Raw genomic sequence first — 14,221 nt, 5'->3', positions numbered from 1 at the left:
CCTAGGCAGGCGTTGCGGTAAGTTCGCCGCGCGCCTGCCGGAACACCTCGACGCTTCCCCAGATCGCGAGTGCAGCCATGATCGCAGCGACGATCAGGTCGGGCCAACTGCGCCCGGTGCCGAACACGCCGAGCGCCGCGCCCATCACCGCGATATTGCCGATCGCATCGTTGCGCGAGCAGATCCACACCGAACGCATGTTCGCGTCGCCGGTGCGATAGCGATAGAGCATAAGCGCGACCGCCACATTGGCAGCGAGCGCGAGCGCGCCGATCAGTCCCATCGTCTCGGCATGCGGCGCCGATCCGCTAACAAAACCCCAGACCGCCGATCCGAATACCCAAAGGCCGAAGGCGAGCATCGTCCCCGCCTTCAGCAAAGCGGCGCGCGCACGCCATGCGAGCGCCATGCCCGCAACGCCAAGGCTGATCGCATAATTTGCGCTGTCGCCGAGGAAGTCGAGCGCATCAGCCTGAAGCGCGCGCGAGTCCGCCGCGACGCCCGCGACGATCTCGACGCCGAACATCGCTGCGTTAATCAGCAGCGCGATCCACAGGATACGCCGCCACTTGGGATCGTTGAGCGCGGTCTTGCCACTTTTGCCGGCACAGCATTGATCGGCCATCGCCGAAATCTCCTGTCATCTTCGAGTCGGCACCCTATATGCACCCTGTAGCAACTACAGGGTCAAGCGATGAAAATTGGCGAACTGTCGCGTGCCACCGGCACGAATATCGAAACCATCCGCTATTATGAGCGCATCGGTCTGCTGCCCGCGCCGAGTCGCACCGCCGCGAACTACCGCAGCTATGGCGACGCGCATCGGTCGCGGTTGAGCTTTGTGCGCCATTCGCGCGATCTGGGCTTCACGATCGAAGAGATTCGTTCGCTGCTGGACCTGTCGGACGATCCCGCGCGCGATTGCGGTGAGGCCGACCGTATCGCGACCGCGCATCTGGAACAGGTCGAAGAAAAGATCGCGCAATTGACCGCGCTGCGTGACGAGCTCGCGCGGATCGTCGGGCGTTGCCGCGGTGGTGCGGCGGCCGACTGCCGGGTGATCGAGGCACTTGGCGATCACCGGCACTGCGAAAGCGCGCATTGATTTGGGAAAGGTGGGACGATTCTGTTGCCCGGCTCGTCCCCAGCCGCTGGTATCCGATTCTGTTGCCCGGTTCGGTCCGAACCGCGTTCTATTTGTCTAACCTTAGGCCGTGAGGCTTATCGGTTAGGCAGCCAGAGCGAGTGCTTCGTTATCGTTAGCACCTATTGGTTTTGAGCCTTTAACGGGTTACTCAGCCCGGAAGAAAATATCGTCTTTGAACACACGTCGATCCTGGTTCGGCCCCGTCAGAAGCCCGCGCGCCCATCGAAGAAACGCGGGTTTGTGGTGGAGCCGCCGGGTACTGCCCCCGGGTCCGCTGTGTCTATTCCACGACACCATTTATCCTCATAGCCGGCCGAAACCGGCACGACTTATATAGGAAGCCCGCCCGCACTTGGAAAGAGCGCAGGCGGGCCATTCGTCCCGTAACGGGCTCAACTCCCTTATTTCTTTCGCAATTCGTCCCGGATTTCGGTGAGGATATCGACCTCGGTCGGACCTGCGGGCGCGTCAGGCGCCTTCCGCACGACCTTGTTCACCGCCTTTACCAGCAGAAAGATGATCCACGCCAGAATCAGGAAATTGATCGTCGCCGTGATAAAGGCGCCATAGCCGAACATCGCGACCCCGGCCTCTTTCAGCGCCGCATAGTCGGTCGCCGAAACGCCCTCAGGAACCGGGCCGAGACGAATAAACATGTTCGAGAAATCGACCCCGCCAAAGAGCGCGCCGACGACTGGCATGATGATATCTTCGGTCAGCGATTTGGTGATCGTCGCAAACGCGCCGCCGATGATCACACCGACCGCAAGGTCGATGACATTGCCGCGCGCGATAAATTCCCTGAATTCACTCAGCATCTTGTCGTACCCCGGATTGTTGAGCCTTGCCGAGAAAGGTGCCGCGACGATTGCACAAAGGCAAGCGGCTTCCTATTATGTGTATTGTTGCGGCAAAACGCCGCCGGAGGGAGTTTTTGACCATGACCTATCGTTCCGCTCGCTGGTTGATCCTGCCTGTCGCCGCGATGAGCCTGTCCGCCTGCGGCATCAACAGCGTCCCGACCAAGGAAGAAGCGGCGAAAGCCAAATGGGCGAATGTCGAAGCCGCGTACCAGCGCCGCGCCGACCTGATCCCCAACCTCGTCGAAACCGCAAAGGGCGCGTCGAAGATCGAACAGTCGACGCTTGAGGGCGTAATCCAGGCGCGCGCCTCGGCGACGCAGGTCAAGCTCAGCACCGACGACCTCAATGACCCCGCGAAGGTTCAGGCCTTTCAGCAGGCACAGGGCAATGTGTCGGGTGCGCTGGGCCGCCTGCTCGTCACCGTCGAACAATATCCCGACCTCAAGAGCCAGGCCCGCTTCGCCGACCTGATGACGCAGCTCGAGGGCACCGAGAACCGCATCAACGTGACGGTGCAGGACTATAATGCCGCGGTGCAGGACTATAATACGACGATCCGCACCTTCCCCGACATCATCGGCGCAAAGATCGTGCATGGCGCGCAGCCGATGACGCCATATAAGGCTGTCACGCCCAACGCCAACCAGGCGCCGAAGGTCGACTTCGGGCAATAAGGTGGGCGTGCCCACCCCATTTCGATCGCTGACAGCAGCGGCCCTGGCAGGGCTGCTGCTGTTCGCGGCGCCTGCCGCGGCGCAGACTTTTCCCAAGCTCGCGGGGAATCCGGTCGTCGATCAGGCCGATATCATTCCGGCGGCGGAGGAAGCGGCACTCAATAAACAGTTGCTCGAACTCCAGCAAAGGACCGGGCATCAGCTTGTCGTCGCGACGGTACGCGACCTCGAAGGCCATGACGTCGCCGATTACGGCTACCGCCTCGGCCGCGAATGGCAGATCGGCGACAAGGAAAAGGACGACGGCGTCGTCTTCCTGATCGCCCCGAACGAACGGCGGATGAATATCGCGGTCGGCTATGGCCTCGAACCGATCCTGACCGACGCCTTGTCGGGCCGGATCATCCGCGACGTCGTGACGCCGAAGTTCAAGGCGGGCGATATGCCCGGCGGAATTCAGGACGGCGTCAACGCTATCGCGCAGCAGATCCAGCTTACACCCGAGGAAGCCGCCGCGCGCGCCGCCGCCGCCGACAAGGCCGAGCGCGACCGCGCCGGCGACGGCAATTTCGGCGGGTTGTTCTTCATCGGTTTCATCTTCTTCATCTTTTTCGTCATCCCCTGGCTGTCGAGCCGGTCGCGGCGCGGCAAGAAGCGGCGCAAGGACAGCCCGTGGGGCGCCCCGCCGATCATCATCTGGGGCGGCGACGACGATGACCATTGGGGATCGGGCGGCGGCTCTTCATGGGGCGGCGGCGGTGGCGGCTTCGGCGGATTTTCGGGCGGCGGCGGCAGCTTCGGGGGCGGCGGCGCCTCCGGCGGCTGGTAAGGGAGCGGGCGCATGAAAGTCAGCCATGTCAGCGAAGCCGACCACGATATCGTCACCGCCGCGGTCGCGGCGGCCGAGACGCACACAAGCGGCGAGATCGTCACCGTCGTTGCCGGCAAATCCAACGACTATGACGATGTCGCGCTAGTCTGGGCGAGCATCATCGCCTTTCTCGCGATGTCGATCGTCGCGCTTTTTCCCGAATTCTACCGCGGCCTGTACGACCGGTTGACCGGCGGCTGGGGACATGAGCTGACGGCCAATCAATGGCTTGGAACGGTGATTGCGATCGGCGTCGTCAAATGGATCGGCATGTGGCTGATTCTGCTCTGGCGGCCGCTGCGCATGGCGCTTACCCCGCGCAGCATCAAGGCCGAGCGCGTGCGCGCCCGCGCGATCGACCTGTTCAAAGTCGGAACCGAGGGCAAGACCGTGGGCCGCACCGGCGTTCTCCTCTACCTCAGCCTTAAGGAGCATCGCGCCGATATCGTCGCCGACGAGGCGATCGCCGCCAAGGTATCCGCCGATGTCTGGGGCGACGCGATGGCTGCGCTGATCGAACGCGTACGCGCAGGAGAGCCGGGTCAAGGCATGGCCGAAGCGGTGCGCCAGATGGGCATCGTGCTTGCCGCGCATTTCCCGCGCGGTAGCGAAAATCCGAACGAATTGCCGGACCGGCTCATCGAATTATAGTCCTTCGTCGTTGCGAGCGGTGAAGCCGCGTGGCAATCCAGCGCAGCGCAAACCGGCCTGGATTGCGTCGCTCCGCTCGCAATGACGATAGGATAAGATATGCCCCTCCCCTTACCCGACGCCCCCATCGAAACGCGGTGGGAAGGCCGCTTCATCACGGTCAAGCAGCAGGGCACGTGGGAATATGTCTCGCGCTCGCGCGGCATTCACGCTGCGGTGATTCTCGCGATCGACGAGGCCGACGATGGCCGCCATGTCATCCTTGTCGAACAATATCGCGTCCCGCTGAAGGTTCGGTGCATCGAATTGCCCGCAGGGCTGGTTGGCGACGATGGGATCGCGGAAGTTGCAGAAGTTGCCGCGCAGCGTGAGCTGGAGGAAGAGACGGGGTATCAAGCTACCCGTTGGCGTACCGTCGGCGAATTCTACAGCTCGCCGGGAATGGTCAGCGAAAGCTTCACCCTGCTGGTCGCAACCGGCCTGACGAAGATCGGCGAAGGCGGCGGGGTCGATGGCGAGGATATCATCGTCCACCGCGTACCGCTGGATAGCATCGCCGATTTCGTGGCGGCGAAACGTGCCGAGGGATGCGGGATCGATGTCCGCGTGGCGATGCTGTTGGCGGGTGGATTGTTGGCCGGATAGTGGATTTCGAGCGGAAGCTGTCGTCTCTCTCGTCGTCACCCCGGACTTGATCCGGGGTCACGCTTGATACCGAAGGTAGCGCGTGCGTCAAAAAAGCGGGATCCCGGGTCAAGCCCGGGATGACGGAAGTGGGTGACTGAACGTCGGCCCCACCCCAAAGCCGATATTCTCGTCAGATCCGGTAACTAGCGCGCGCCGAAGCGCCAGCGGAGTAGTGGGCGCGCCAGCAGGAGGCCGGCGAGGAAGCCGCCGACATGCGCCCAGATCGCGACCGCGCCGAACCCGCCGCCGCCCGTAAAACCGATAAGCAGCTGAAGCCCGATCCACGCCGCGGCGAGCCAGAGCGCGCGCACCCAATGGCCGGGAATCGGGCCGATCGCAGAAGCCTTTGACCGGCTGAAGATCAGCGCGAAGACGGCGATCAGCGCCGAGATGGCGCCGCTTGCACCGATCATCGGCACCGCCGATGCCGGATCGGCGAGATATTGGGCAAGCGCGCCGCCATAGGCGCCGACAAGCAGCAGTACCGCCATCGCTTTCGATCCCAACGGCGCCTCTAGCTGGCGGCCGATGAAAAGCAGCACCAGCATGTTGAAGGCGATGTGCAACACGCCGCCATGCAGGAAGGCCGACGACAGCGGCGTCAGCACAAAGGGAACCATCGTCCCCGGCGGCAGGATCAGTTCGGAACCGAAACGCGCGGGGATGAACCCCGCGCGCACGATCGCGTCGATCTGGAAGCCGGTGATCCAGAGGAGCACGAAGACGACGACGCAGACGAGCGCATAGCCCGTGACCAGCGGCGCGTCCTGAGGCTTCATCCTCGCAGCGCCCGTCAGATGAATTCGATCTTGGTCACCAGATAATATTTGTCGCCCGCAGGCACGGTGACTTCGACCTCGTCGTCGACGCGACGACCGATGAGCGCACGGCCGAGCGGCGAATTATAGCTGATCTTGCCGTCCTTGGCGTCGGCTTCGGCCTGCCCGACGATTTGATAGCGGACGGGCTTGTCATCCTCGTCAGCGAGCGTGACGGTGGCACCGAACACGATGCGGTCGCCCGACAGCGTCGTCGGGTCGATCACCTGCGCGCGCGAAAGCTTGTCCTCGAGATCGCCGATCGTCGCTTCAACCTGACCCTGGCGTTCCTTCGCGGCGTGATATTCGGCATTTTCCGAAAGGTCGCCATGCGCGCGTGCTTCCTCGATCGCATCGACGATCAACGGTCGCTCGGCTTTGAGGATCGCGAGTTGCGCGTTCAGCTTCTCATAGCCTTCTGCCAGCATCGGCACCTTTTCAACGCTTGCCATTATCCTGTTGTCCTTCGTCAATAATCCAGCGCCAGCGAAACTTCGCCGGGCGGCTGCGCCGCTGTTCCGTCAATGTCGGGGAGTTGGAGCGGTGCCTTCAATAATAGTCCTGAAGCGGCTTCACTTCAAGAGAGTGCGCGCGAAGCGCCCCGATCGCCTGCGTCGACGCGTCACTTGCCGCAGCCGTCGTGTAATAGGCGATGTCCGCCGCGAGCGCCGACGCGCGGATCGACTGCGAATCCTGCAACGATTGCCAACCCTCGGTCGTGTTGAAGATCAGTTGGACGTCGCCGTCCTTGATCCTGTCGACGATATGCGGACGACCTTCGGCAACCTTGTTGACGCGCTCGACCTCGATGCCCTGCCCCGCCAGATAATCGGCGGTGCCGCCGGTCGCGACGACCTTCCAGCCCCAGTCGGTCAGTTGCTTCACCGCGCCGAGAATGCGCGGCTTGTCGCTGTCCTTGACCGACACGAAGACACGGCCCGTCGTCGGCAGGCGGTCGCCCGCGCCGAGCTGCGCCTTGGCAAAGGCGAGGTTGAAATTGCGGTCGATTCCCATGACTTCGCCGGTGGACTTCATTTCGGGCGACAGCACCGGATCGGTGCCCGGGAAGCGCGCGAAGGGGAACACCGCTTCCTTCACCGCGACATGCGCGATGTCGCGGTTGATCTTGGGAAGGTAGGCAAGCTTCTCGCCCGCCATCACACGCGCCGCGATCTTGGCGATCGGCGAACCGACGGCCTTTGCGACGAAGGGCACGGTACGGCTGGCGCGCGGATTGACCTCGATCAGATAGACCTCGTCATCCTTCACCGCGAACTGGATGTTCATGAGGCCGCGGACCTCGAGCGCGCGCGCGAGCGCTTCGGTCTGTCGTTCGATTTCGGCGATGATTTCGGCCGACAGGCTGTACGGCGGGATCGAGCAGGCGCTGTCGCCCGAATGGACCCCGGCTTCCTCGATATGCTGGAGCACGCCCGCAACGACGACGTCGGTCCCGTCGCACAAGGCATCGACATCGACCTCGATCGCGTCGCGCAGATAGCGGTCGATCAGCACCGGCGAGTCGCCCGACACCTGTACCGCGGTCTCGATATAATTTTCGAGCTGCGCCTGATCGTCGACGATCTCCATCGCGCGGCCGCCGAGCACATAGGAGGGACGCGTGAGCACCGGGTAACCGATGCGCGCCGCAACCGCGACGGCTTCCTCGCGGCTGCGCGCGATGCCATTCTCGGGCTGTTTCAGGCCAAGCTTGTTGACGAGTGCCGCAAAGCGCTCGCGGTCTTCGGCTAGGTCGATCGCATCGGGCGAGGTACCGAGGATCGGGATACCCGCTTCGGCGAGCGCCTGCGCAAGCTTCAGTGGGGTCTGCCCGCCGAACTGCACGATCACCCCGACGAGCTCGCCCTTCGACATTTCGACGTGCAGGATTTCGAGCACATCTTCGGCGGTCAGCGGCTCGAAATAGAGGCGGTCCGACGTGTCATAGTCGGTCGACACCGTCTCCGGGTTGCAGTTGATCATGATTGTTTCATAACCCGCTTCCTCAAGCGCGAAGCAGGCGTGGCAGCAGCAATAATCGAACTCGATTCCCTGCCCGATCCGGTTCGGGCCGCCGCCGAGGATAACGACCTTCTTCCGATCGCTCGGGTTCGCCTCATTCTCGGGCTCGCCAAAGGTCGGCGCTTCGTAGGTAGAATAGAGATAGGGCGTCTGTGCCTGAAATTCGGCGGCACAGGTGTCGATCGTCTTGAACACCGGGCGGACGCCCAGCTTGTGGCGCAGCGCGCGCACTTCGGCCTCGGTCACGCCGCCGGTCATCGCCTTTACCGCTTCGTGGATCAGGCCCGAACCCCGCGCGGTCGCGCGCTTCGATCCGGGGCGCAGATTCGCCGACTGAAGCGCAAGATAGGCGAGACGCTTGTCCGAGAAGCCCATGGCTTTCAGCTTGCGAAGCCCCTCGGCGTCGCGCGGCAGGCCGTTTTCGCAAACATCCTGTTCGGCCGCAACAATCTCGGCGATGCGTTCGAGGAACCACATGTCGTAACCCGCGACGCGGTTGATCTCGGTGAGCGGCAATCCCTCGCGGATCGCCTGCGCGGTATTGAGCAGCCGGTCGGGGGTGCGCTTCGCGAGTTCGCTGCGAAGCTGGTCGTGGCTCGCGCCCTTGAGGCGATCGACGAAGTTGAAGCCGCTCAGGCCCGTCTCCAACCCGCGCAGCGCCTTTTGCAAGCTCTCGTGGATCGTTCGGCCGATCGCCATCACTTCGCCAACCGACTTCATCGCGGTCGACAGCGTCGCCTCGGCGCCCTTGAACTTTTCAAAGGCGAAGCGCGGGATTTTGGTTACGACATAGTCGATGGTCGGTTCGAACGACGCCGGGGTGACGCCCGTGATGTCGTTCATGATCTCGTCGAGCGTGTAGCCGACCGCGAGCTTCGCCGCGACCTTGGCGATCGGGAAGCCCGTCGCCTTCGACGCGAGTGCCGACGAACGCGACACGCGCGGATTCATCTCGATCACGATCAGGCGGCCGTCCTTGGGATTGACCGCGAACTGCACGTTCGAACCGCCTGTTTCGACGCCGATTTCACGCAGCACCGCGATGCTCGCGTTGCGCATGATCTGATATTCCTTGTCGGTCAGCGTCAGCGCCGGCGCGACGGTGATGCTGTCGCCGGTATGCACGCCCATCGGATCGACATTTTCGATCGAGCAGATGATGATGCAATTGTCCTTGCGGTCCCGGACAACCTCCATCTCATATTCTTTCCAGCCGAGGAGCGATTCCTCGATCAGGACCTCGGTCGTCGGCGACGCGATCAGGCCGCCGCGGACGATATGCTCGAATTCCTCACGGTTATACGCGATGCCGCCGCCGGTGCCGCCCATGGTGAAACTGGGACGGATGATCGACGGCAGGCCGGTGCGTTCGAGTACGGCGAACGCCTCTTCAAGCGTGTGCGCAATGCCCGAGCGCGCGCTTTCCAGCCCGATCTTGTCCATCGCGTCGCGGAACTTGATCCGGTCCTCGGCCTTGTCGATCGCCTCGGCATCGGCGCCGATCATCTCGACGCCATATTTCTCCAGCGTTCCGTCGTTGAACAGCGCCAGCGCGGTGTTGAGCGCGGTCTGCCCGCCCATCGTCGGCAGCACCGCATCGGGGCGCTCCTTCGCGATGATCTTCGCGACGATCTCGGGCGTGATCGGCTCCACATATGTGGCGTCCGCCAGATCGGGATCGGTCATGATCGTCGCGGGGTTGGAGTTGACGAGGACGATGCGATAGCCCTCCTCCTTCAACGCCTTGATCGCCTGCGTTCCCGAATAGTCGAACTCGCACGCCTGACCGATAACGATCGGGCCGGCGCCGATGACGAGGATGGATTGGATGTCGGTTCTTTTGGGCATTATTTTTTCGTCTCGTTCTTCGCCACAAAGACGGCTTCGACCATCTCAGCTACTTGTTTTTGATCGAATATGAGCTTGCTGGAATAGCCACAGATCTCGTTCGTGGCGTTCAGCAAAACCAGCAGGTTTTCGTTGAAAGCCTTTTGGATGTCCGCGCCGGACACCCCTCGCTTCAGCGGCACAACGATCGACGGATTTTCGATAATCTTTGTTCGATCCTGTTTCGGTGTGCAAAGACCGATCTGTTTGATCTCCATACCTTGGTCGACCCGTTCGACAAGAATTGGAGGAGGTTGGCTGGAAGCCAAAGCATTGCATAGCGGCTCACCGTCGCGACCCTGCTTACCTGCGGGGCACTCGATCACCCATTCCGGAAACTCTACCGGAATAGACATCACCTGCGCATTCGCGGCGAGTAGCGACATGATTGCCGAGACGATCACTTCAGCCCACCCACAAACTTCTCAAACAGATAGAAACTGTCCTGCGGGCCCGGGCTCGCCTCGGGGTGATATTGCACGCTGAACGCCCGCTTGCCCGTGATCGCGATGCCGCAGTTCGATCCGTCGAACAGGCTCTTGTGCGTTTCGACCACACCGGCGGGCAGCGTCGCGGCGTCGACTGCGAAGCCATGGTTCATGCTGGTGATCTCGACCACGCCATCTTCGGCGCGCTGTACCGGGTGGTTTGCGCCGCGATGGCCTTGATGCATCTTTACCGTTTTCGCGCCCGCCGCGATGCCGAGCATCTGGTGGCCGAGGCAGATGCCGAAGATCGGCACGTCGCGTTCGAGCAGACCCTGGATCACCGGCACCGCATAATCGCCCGTAGCCGCGGGATCGCCGGGACCGTTCGAGAGGAACACGCCCGCGGGCTGGTGGCTGAGCACCTCGTCGAGGGTCGCGGTTGCGGGCACCACTGTGACGCGCGCGCCGGCTTTCACGAGATTGCGGAAGATATTGTCCTTCGCGCCATAGTCGATCGCGACGACATGCGGGCGCTCGCCGCCCTCTTCGCTCGCATAGCCATGCCCCAGCGTCCACGCGCCGCCGGTCCAGTCGCCGGTGTCGGTGCGGCTGACACCCTTCGCAAGGTCCATACCCTCGAGTCCCGCCCAGCCGCGCGCTTGTCCAAGCAGTTCGTCGATATCGAACTTGCCGTCGGGGCTGTGCGCGATCACGCCGTTCGGCGCCCCCGCGTCGCGGATGCGGCGCGTCAGTGCTCGCGTGTCTATGCCGGCGAGGCCGATCACGCCCTGCTCCACCATCCATTCGGGGAGCGTCTGGACGCTGCGGAAGTTGCTGGGCTGCGTCGGCAGCTCGCGCGTGATGGCACCGAGCGCGCCGTGTACGCCGCGTTCCATATCCTCGGGGTTCGCGCCGACATTGCCGATGTGCGGGAAGGTGAAGGTGACGATCTGCCCCGCATAGCTGGGGTCGGTCAGGATTTCCTGATAGCCCGTCATCGACGTATTGAAACAAATCTCGCCCACAGCGGCGCCCGCAGCGCCATAGCCGACGCCCCACAGGATCGTGCCATCGGCAAGGACAAGGACGCCAGTCGCCCCGGAAGGCTGGTTTTTGGGCGCGGCAGAGGGGTTGGCAGGTGCCATTCAACATGCTCCGGACGGGGGGCTAAACGGCCGACCAAGTAGGAGGCAAAAAAGTGATTCACAAGCTATCGGATTAGGAAACTTCTCGCTAGAGAGGGCCTTTCCGAAATTTGCAGCGCATGGGGACACGCATGATTCGTGACGACATCAAGGCTGCGCAGGTCGCCGCGATGAAAGCCGGCGACAAGGCGCGGCTCGGCACCATCCGGCTGATGCTGGCCAAGATCAAGGACAAGGACATCGAGCTTCGCACCGGCACCGCGCCGGCCGACGACGATGTGCTCGTCACCGACGTGCTTCAGAAAATGGTGAAGCAGCGCCGCGAATCGATCACCATGTACGAACAGGGCGGCCGCCAGGAACTCGCCGACATCGAGGCGGCGGAAGTCGTCGTGATCGAGGATTTCCTGCCCGCGCAGCTTAGCGACGACGAAGCGACCGCGGCGATCAAGGCGATCGTGGTCGAACTGGGCGCCGACAGCCTCAAGGACATGGGCAAGGTCATGGCCGCCGTGAAAGACCGGCTGGGCAGCCAGTTGGACATGAGCAAGGCGAGCGGGTGGGTTAAGGCGGCGTTGAGCTAACGCGTCGGCGAACCTCGCTTTCCGTTCGTGTCGAGCGAAGTCGAGACACCCATCGCATTAGCCAAAACGCGACGGGCATCTCGACTTCGCTCGGTGCGAATGGGTAAGGAGGATGGATGGCGTTTTGGACCTACATCCTGCTTTGTGCCGACGGGCTTTGCTACACCGGTCATACGGATGATCTTGAACGCCGCATCGGTCAGCATCAAAGTGGCGCGATCGAAGGTTTCACGTCCTCTCCAGGCCCGTTCGTCTGATGTGGTCGCAAGACTTTTCGACGCGCTTCGAAGCATTGGATGCAGAACGCCGGATCAAGAAATGGTCGCGAGCGAAAAAGGAAGCCTTGATCCGTGGCGATTGGGAAACTGTGAGCCATTTCGCCAAGCCCCCTCAGGAACGCCATCCCTCTCCGTTCGCATCGAGCGAAGTCGAGATGCCGGGAGGCCATGCGCCGACGATGGGTGTCTCGACTTCGCTCGACACGAACGGATTTGGGACTGAGGGCCTTTCCTCGTGAGCCTCACCCCCCAATGGCTCGACGAACTGCGCGCCCGCATCACCCTGTCGACCCTCATCGGCCGCACCGTGAAAGTCACCCGCGCCGGCCGCGAATATAAGGCCTGCTGCCCCTTCCATAACGAAAAGACGCCCAGCTTCACGATCAATGACGAGAAGGGCTTCTACCACTGCTTCGGCTGCTCGGCGCATGGCGATGCGATCCGCTGGATGACCGATCAGCGCGGGCTGTCGTTCATGGACGCGGTCAAGGAGCTGGCCGCCGAGGCGGGCATGGACGTCCCTGCCGCCGACCCGCGCGCCGCGAAAAAGGCCGAGGAGCAGGCGAGCCTGCGCGACGTCACCCAAGGCGCCGCCGACTGGTTCACCCAGCAACTCGACAGCAGCAACGGCGCTCCGGCGCGCGAATATCTGGCGAAGCGCGGCATTTCGGACGCGACGCGCAAAGCCTTCGGCTTCGGCCTCGCGCCCGACAGCCGCAGCGCGCTGAAAGAAGCGCTCAAGAAATTCCCGACCGCGATGCTCGTCGAATCGGGAATGCTGATCGCCGTCGACGACAAGGAACCCTATGACCGGTTCCGCGGCCGGCTGATGATCCCGATCCGCGATGCGCGCGGGCGCGTGATCGCGTTCGGCGGGCGCATTTTGGGCGACGGCGAGCCCAAATATCTGAACTCGCCCGACACGCCGCTCTTCGACAAGGGGCGGACGCTCTACAATCTGGACAAGGCGAGCCCGGCGTCGCGGCAGACGAACCGGATCATCGTCGTCGAGGGCTATATGGACGTCATCGCACTCGCCGAGGCGGGGATTGCCGATGCCGTCGCGCCGCTGGGCACCGCGCTCACCGAGAATCAACTCGGGATGATCTGGCGGATGGTGCCCGTGCCCGTCCTCTGCTTCGACGGCGACAGCGCCGGCCAAAAGGCGGCGATGCGCGCCGCGATGCGCGCCCTCCCCCTGCTCCGCCCCGGCTTCAGCCTGTCCTTCGCGACGCTTCCCACCGGGCAGGATCCCGACGATATCGTCCGCGCGCGCGGCGCGGCAGGTTTCACAGAAATCCTCGAAGAGGCACAGCCGCTCGTCGAGCGGCTGTGGGCGCACGAAGTCGCGGCGGGGCCCCTTGCCACGCCCGAAGAGCGCGCGGCGCTGAAAACCCGCCTGCTCACGCACGCGGATGCTATTCAGGATGCCGACGTCCGCCACCATTATCGCGAAGCGTTCCGCGAACGGCTCGACGCGCTGTTTGCTCGAAAAATGCCGGAACGGCCGCAGCGCCAGCCATGGACGCCCAACGCGCCGCGCGACGGGTTCGGTGGAGGGGGTCGCCGCTTCGCGCCAGACCCGCGGCTGCAACCTCCGGCCGACGAGACGCGTTCCATCGGACAAGCCGGGATTTCAGCCCCTTATGTCGCGGCATTGATCGGCGGATTGCTGCGCTATCCCGAAGCGCTTCGGCGCAACGAGGAGGCGCTGACGCGCCTGCCAGTGAGCGATTCCGGCGACGCCGAATTGCTCGGCATAATGCTTGACAGCGCAATGTGCCAGGAAGGGCTTGATTGCGAGGGGTTGCTTGCCATATTGGAGCCAATGAAAGTGTATAATAGGGCGACGACATTGCTCAGAGCCGACGGAATGCACTTCTCGTTCAATCGCAGGCTGGAAAGCAATGACGAGGCCGCAGCGGCGCGGGAAACGGCGCTTCGCGACCTCGACGAATATATCGGCGTGCTGGTCACCCAGCCCGAAATCCGCGAGCGGCTGGCACAGGCCACGGCGGATTTTCAGCGCACGATGGATGACGAAGGCCTGGCGCGTCAGCAGAAACTGCGCGCCATGGACGAAGACCTGACCCGCCGCCTGGCCGCGCTGTCCGAGAGCAGCAGCCAGTAACGACCAGTAAATGCCCCTTCAGGCAGGAAGATATA

General features: G+C 63.1%; 15 protein-coding genes and 1 other RNA gene. 8 read left to right on the top strand and 8 right to left on the bottom strand.

Going from position 1 to position 14,221, the window contains the following annotated elements:
- Position 1: 1 nt before the first annotated feature.
- On the bottom strand, positions 2-625 hold the full coding sequence (locus tag SC1_RS04495; RefSeq protein ID WP_062178143.1) for a cation transporter: 624 nt from the start codon (positions 623-625) through the stop codon (positions 2-4).
- Between the two features lie 69 nt (positions 626-694).
- Between SC1_RS04495 and SC1_RS04490 the strand changes: the two genes are divergently transcribed.
- A complete protein-coding gene (locus SC1_RS04490) occupies positions 695-1,105 on the top strand; it encodes a helix-turn-helix domain-containing protein (protein WP_062178140.1) in 411 nt (136 codons plus the stop codon).
- 48 nt (positions 1,106-1,153) lie between these two features.
- On the opposite strand, the gene ssrA is transcribed toward SC1_RS04490, so the two are convergent.
- Positions 1,154-1,510, bottom strand: a transfer-messenger RNA (tmRNA) gene (gene ssrA / locus SC1_RS04485).
- A 38-nt stretch (positions 1,511-1,548) separates the two neighbouring features.
- A complete protein-coding gene (gene mscL / locus SC1_RS04480; protein ID WP_062178138.1) occupies positions 1,549-1,965 on the bottom strand; it encodes a large conductance mechanosensitive channel protein MscL in 417 nt (138 codons plus the stop codon).
- A gap of 116 nt (positions 1,966-2,081) precedes the next feature.
- On the opposite strand from mscL, the gene SC1_RS04475 reads away from it, so the two are divergent.
- The 4 genes from SC1_RS04475 (at position 2,082) to SC1_RS04460 (ending at position 4,851) form a co-directional block, all read left to right on the top strand.
- The gene (locus tag SC1_RS04475; RefSeq protein ID WP_083435677.1) at positions 2,082-2,684 is read left to right on the top strand and encodes a LemA family protein; all 603 of its coding nucleotides are present in this window, start codon (positions 2,082-2,084) and stop codon (positions 2,682-2,684) included.
- A gap of 7 nt (positions 2,685-2,691) precedes the next feature.
- A complete protein-coding gene (locus SC1_RS04470) occupies positions 2,692-3,513 on the top strand; it encodes a YgcG family protein (RefSeq protein WP_238586567.1) in 822 nt (273 codons plus the stop codon).
- A gap of 12 nt (positions 3,514-3,525) precedes the next feature.
- The gene (locus tag SC1_RS04465; RefSeq protein ID WP_062178133.1) at positions 3,526-4,206 is read left to right on the top strand and encodes a TPM domain-containing protein; all 681 of its coding nucleotides are present in this window, start codon (positions 3,526-3,528) and stop codon (positions 4,204-4,206) included.
- Positions 4,207-4,305: 99 nt separating this feature from the next.
- Entirely contained in the window at positions 4,306-4,851 is a 546-nt protein-coding gene (locus SC1_RS04460) for an NUDIX hydrolase (RefSeq protein ID WP_062178130.1), read from the top strand.
- Positions 4,852-5,036: 185 nt separating this feature from the next.
- Here the strand turns inward: SC1_RS04460 and SC1_RS04455 are convergent, their stop codons facing one another.
- From SC1_RS04455 to carA, 5 genes are all read right to left on the bottom strand, one after another.
- Positions 5,037-5,672, bottom strand: coding sequence for a rhomboid family intramembrane serine protease (locus tag SC1_RS04455; RefSeq protein ID WP_062178126.1), 636 nt, complete (start codon positions 5,670-5,672; stop codon positions 5,037-5,039).
- A 14-nt stretch (positions 5,673-5,686) separates the two neighbouring features.
- Positions 5,687-6,163, bottom strand: a complete 477-nt coding sequence (gene greA / locus SC1_RS04450; RefSeq protein WP_062178124.1) for a transcription elongation factor GreA — start codon at positions 6,161-6,163, stop codon at positions 5,687-5,689.
- Between the two features lie 97 nt (positions 6,164-6,260).
- The gene (carB, locus tag SC1_RS04445) at positions 6,261-9,581 is read right to left on the bottom strand and encodes a carbamoyl-phosphate synthase large subunit (protein WP_062178121.1); all 3,321 of its coding nucleotides are present in this window, start codon (positions 9,579-9,581) and stop codon (positions 6,261-6,263) included.
- Entirely contained in the window at positions 9,581-10,024 is a 444-nt protein-coding gene (locus tag SC1_RS21785; RefSeq protein WP_152682297.1) for a hypothetical protein, read from the bottom strand. The genes carB and SC1_RS21785 overlap by 1 nt, the downstream gene beginning before the upstream one ends.
- Positions 10,021-11,193: a glutamine-hydrolyzing carbamoyl-phosphate synthase small subunit gene (carA, locus tag SC1_RS04435; protein ID WP_062178115.1), complete on the bottom strand. Its 1,173-nt coding sequence runs from the start codon at positions 11,191-11,193 to the stop codon at positions 10,021-10,023. The genes SC1_RS21785 and carA overlap by 4 nt, the downstream gene beginning before the upstream one ends.
- Before the next feature lie 131 nt (positions 11,194-11,324).
- Here carA and SC1_RS04430 point away from each other — a divergent pair, with 131 nt between their 5' ends.
- From SC1_RS04430 to dnaG, 3 genes are all read left to right on the top strand, one after another.
- A complete protein-coding gene (locus SC1_RS04430) occupies positions 11,325-11,777 on the top strand; it encodes a GatB/YqeY domain-containing protein (protein ID WP_062183557.1) in 453 nt (150 codons plus the stop codon).
- A 116-nt stretch (positions 11,778-11,893) separates the two neighbouring features.
- On the top strand, positions 11,894-12,034 hold the full coding sequence (locus tag SC1_RS22610; protein ID WP_368389946.1) for a GIY-YIG nuclease family protein: 141 nt from the start codon (positions 11,894-11,896) through the stop codon (positions 12,032-12,034).
- A 256-nt stretch (positions 12,035-12,290) separates the two neighbouring features.
- Positions 12,291-14,186, top strand: coding sequence for a DNA primase (gene dnaG, locus SC1_RS04420; protein WP_062178112.1), 1,896 nt, complete (start codon positions 12,291-12,293; stop codon positions 14,184-14,186).
- Positions 14,187-14,221 lie beyond the last annotated feature (35 nt).

The sequence above is a fragment of the Sphingopyxis sp. C-1 genome, assembly GCF_001047015.1.
Classification (GTDB): Bacteria; Pseudomonadota; Alphaproteobacteria; order Sphingomonadales; family Sphingomonadaceae; genus Sphingopyxis.
The sequence above is the reverse complement of the archived record's forward strand: the minus strand, read 5'-3'. Positions and strand labels throughout refer to the sequence as shown.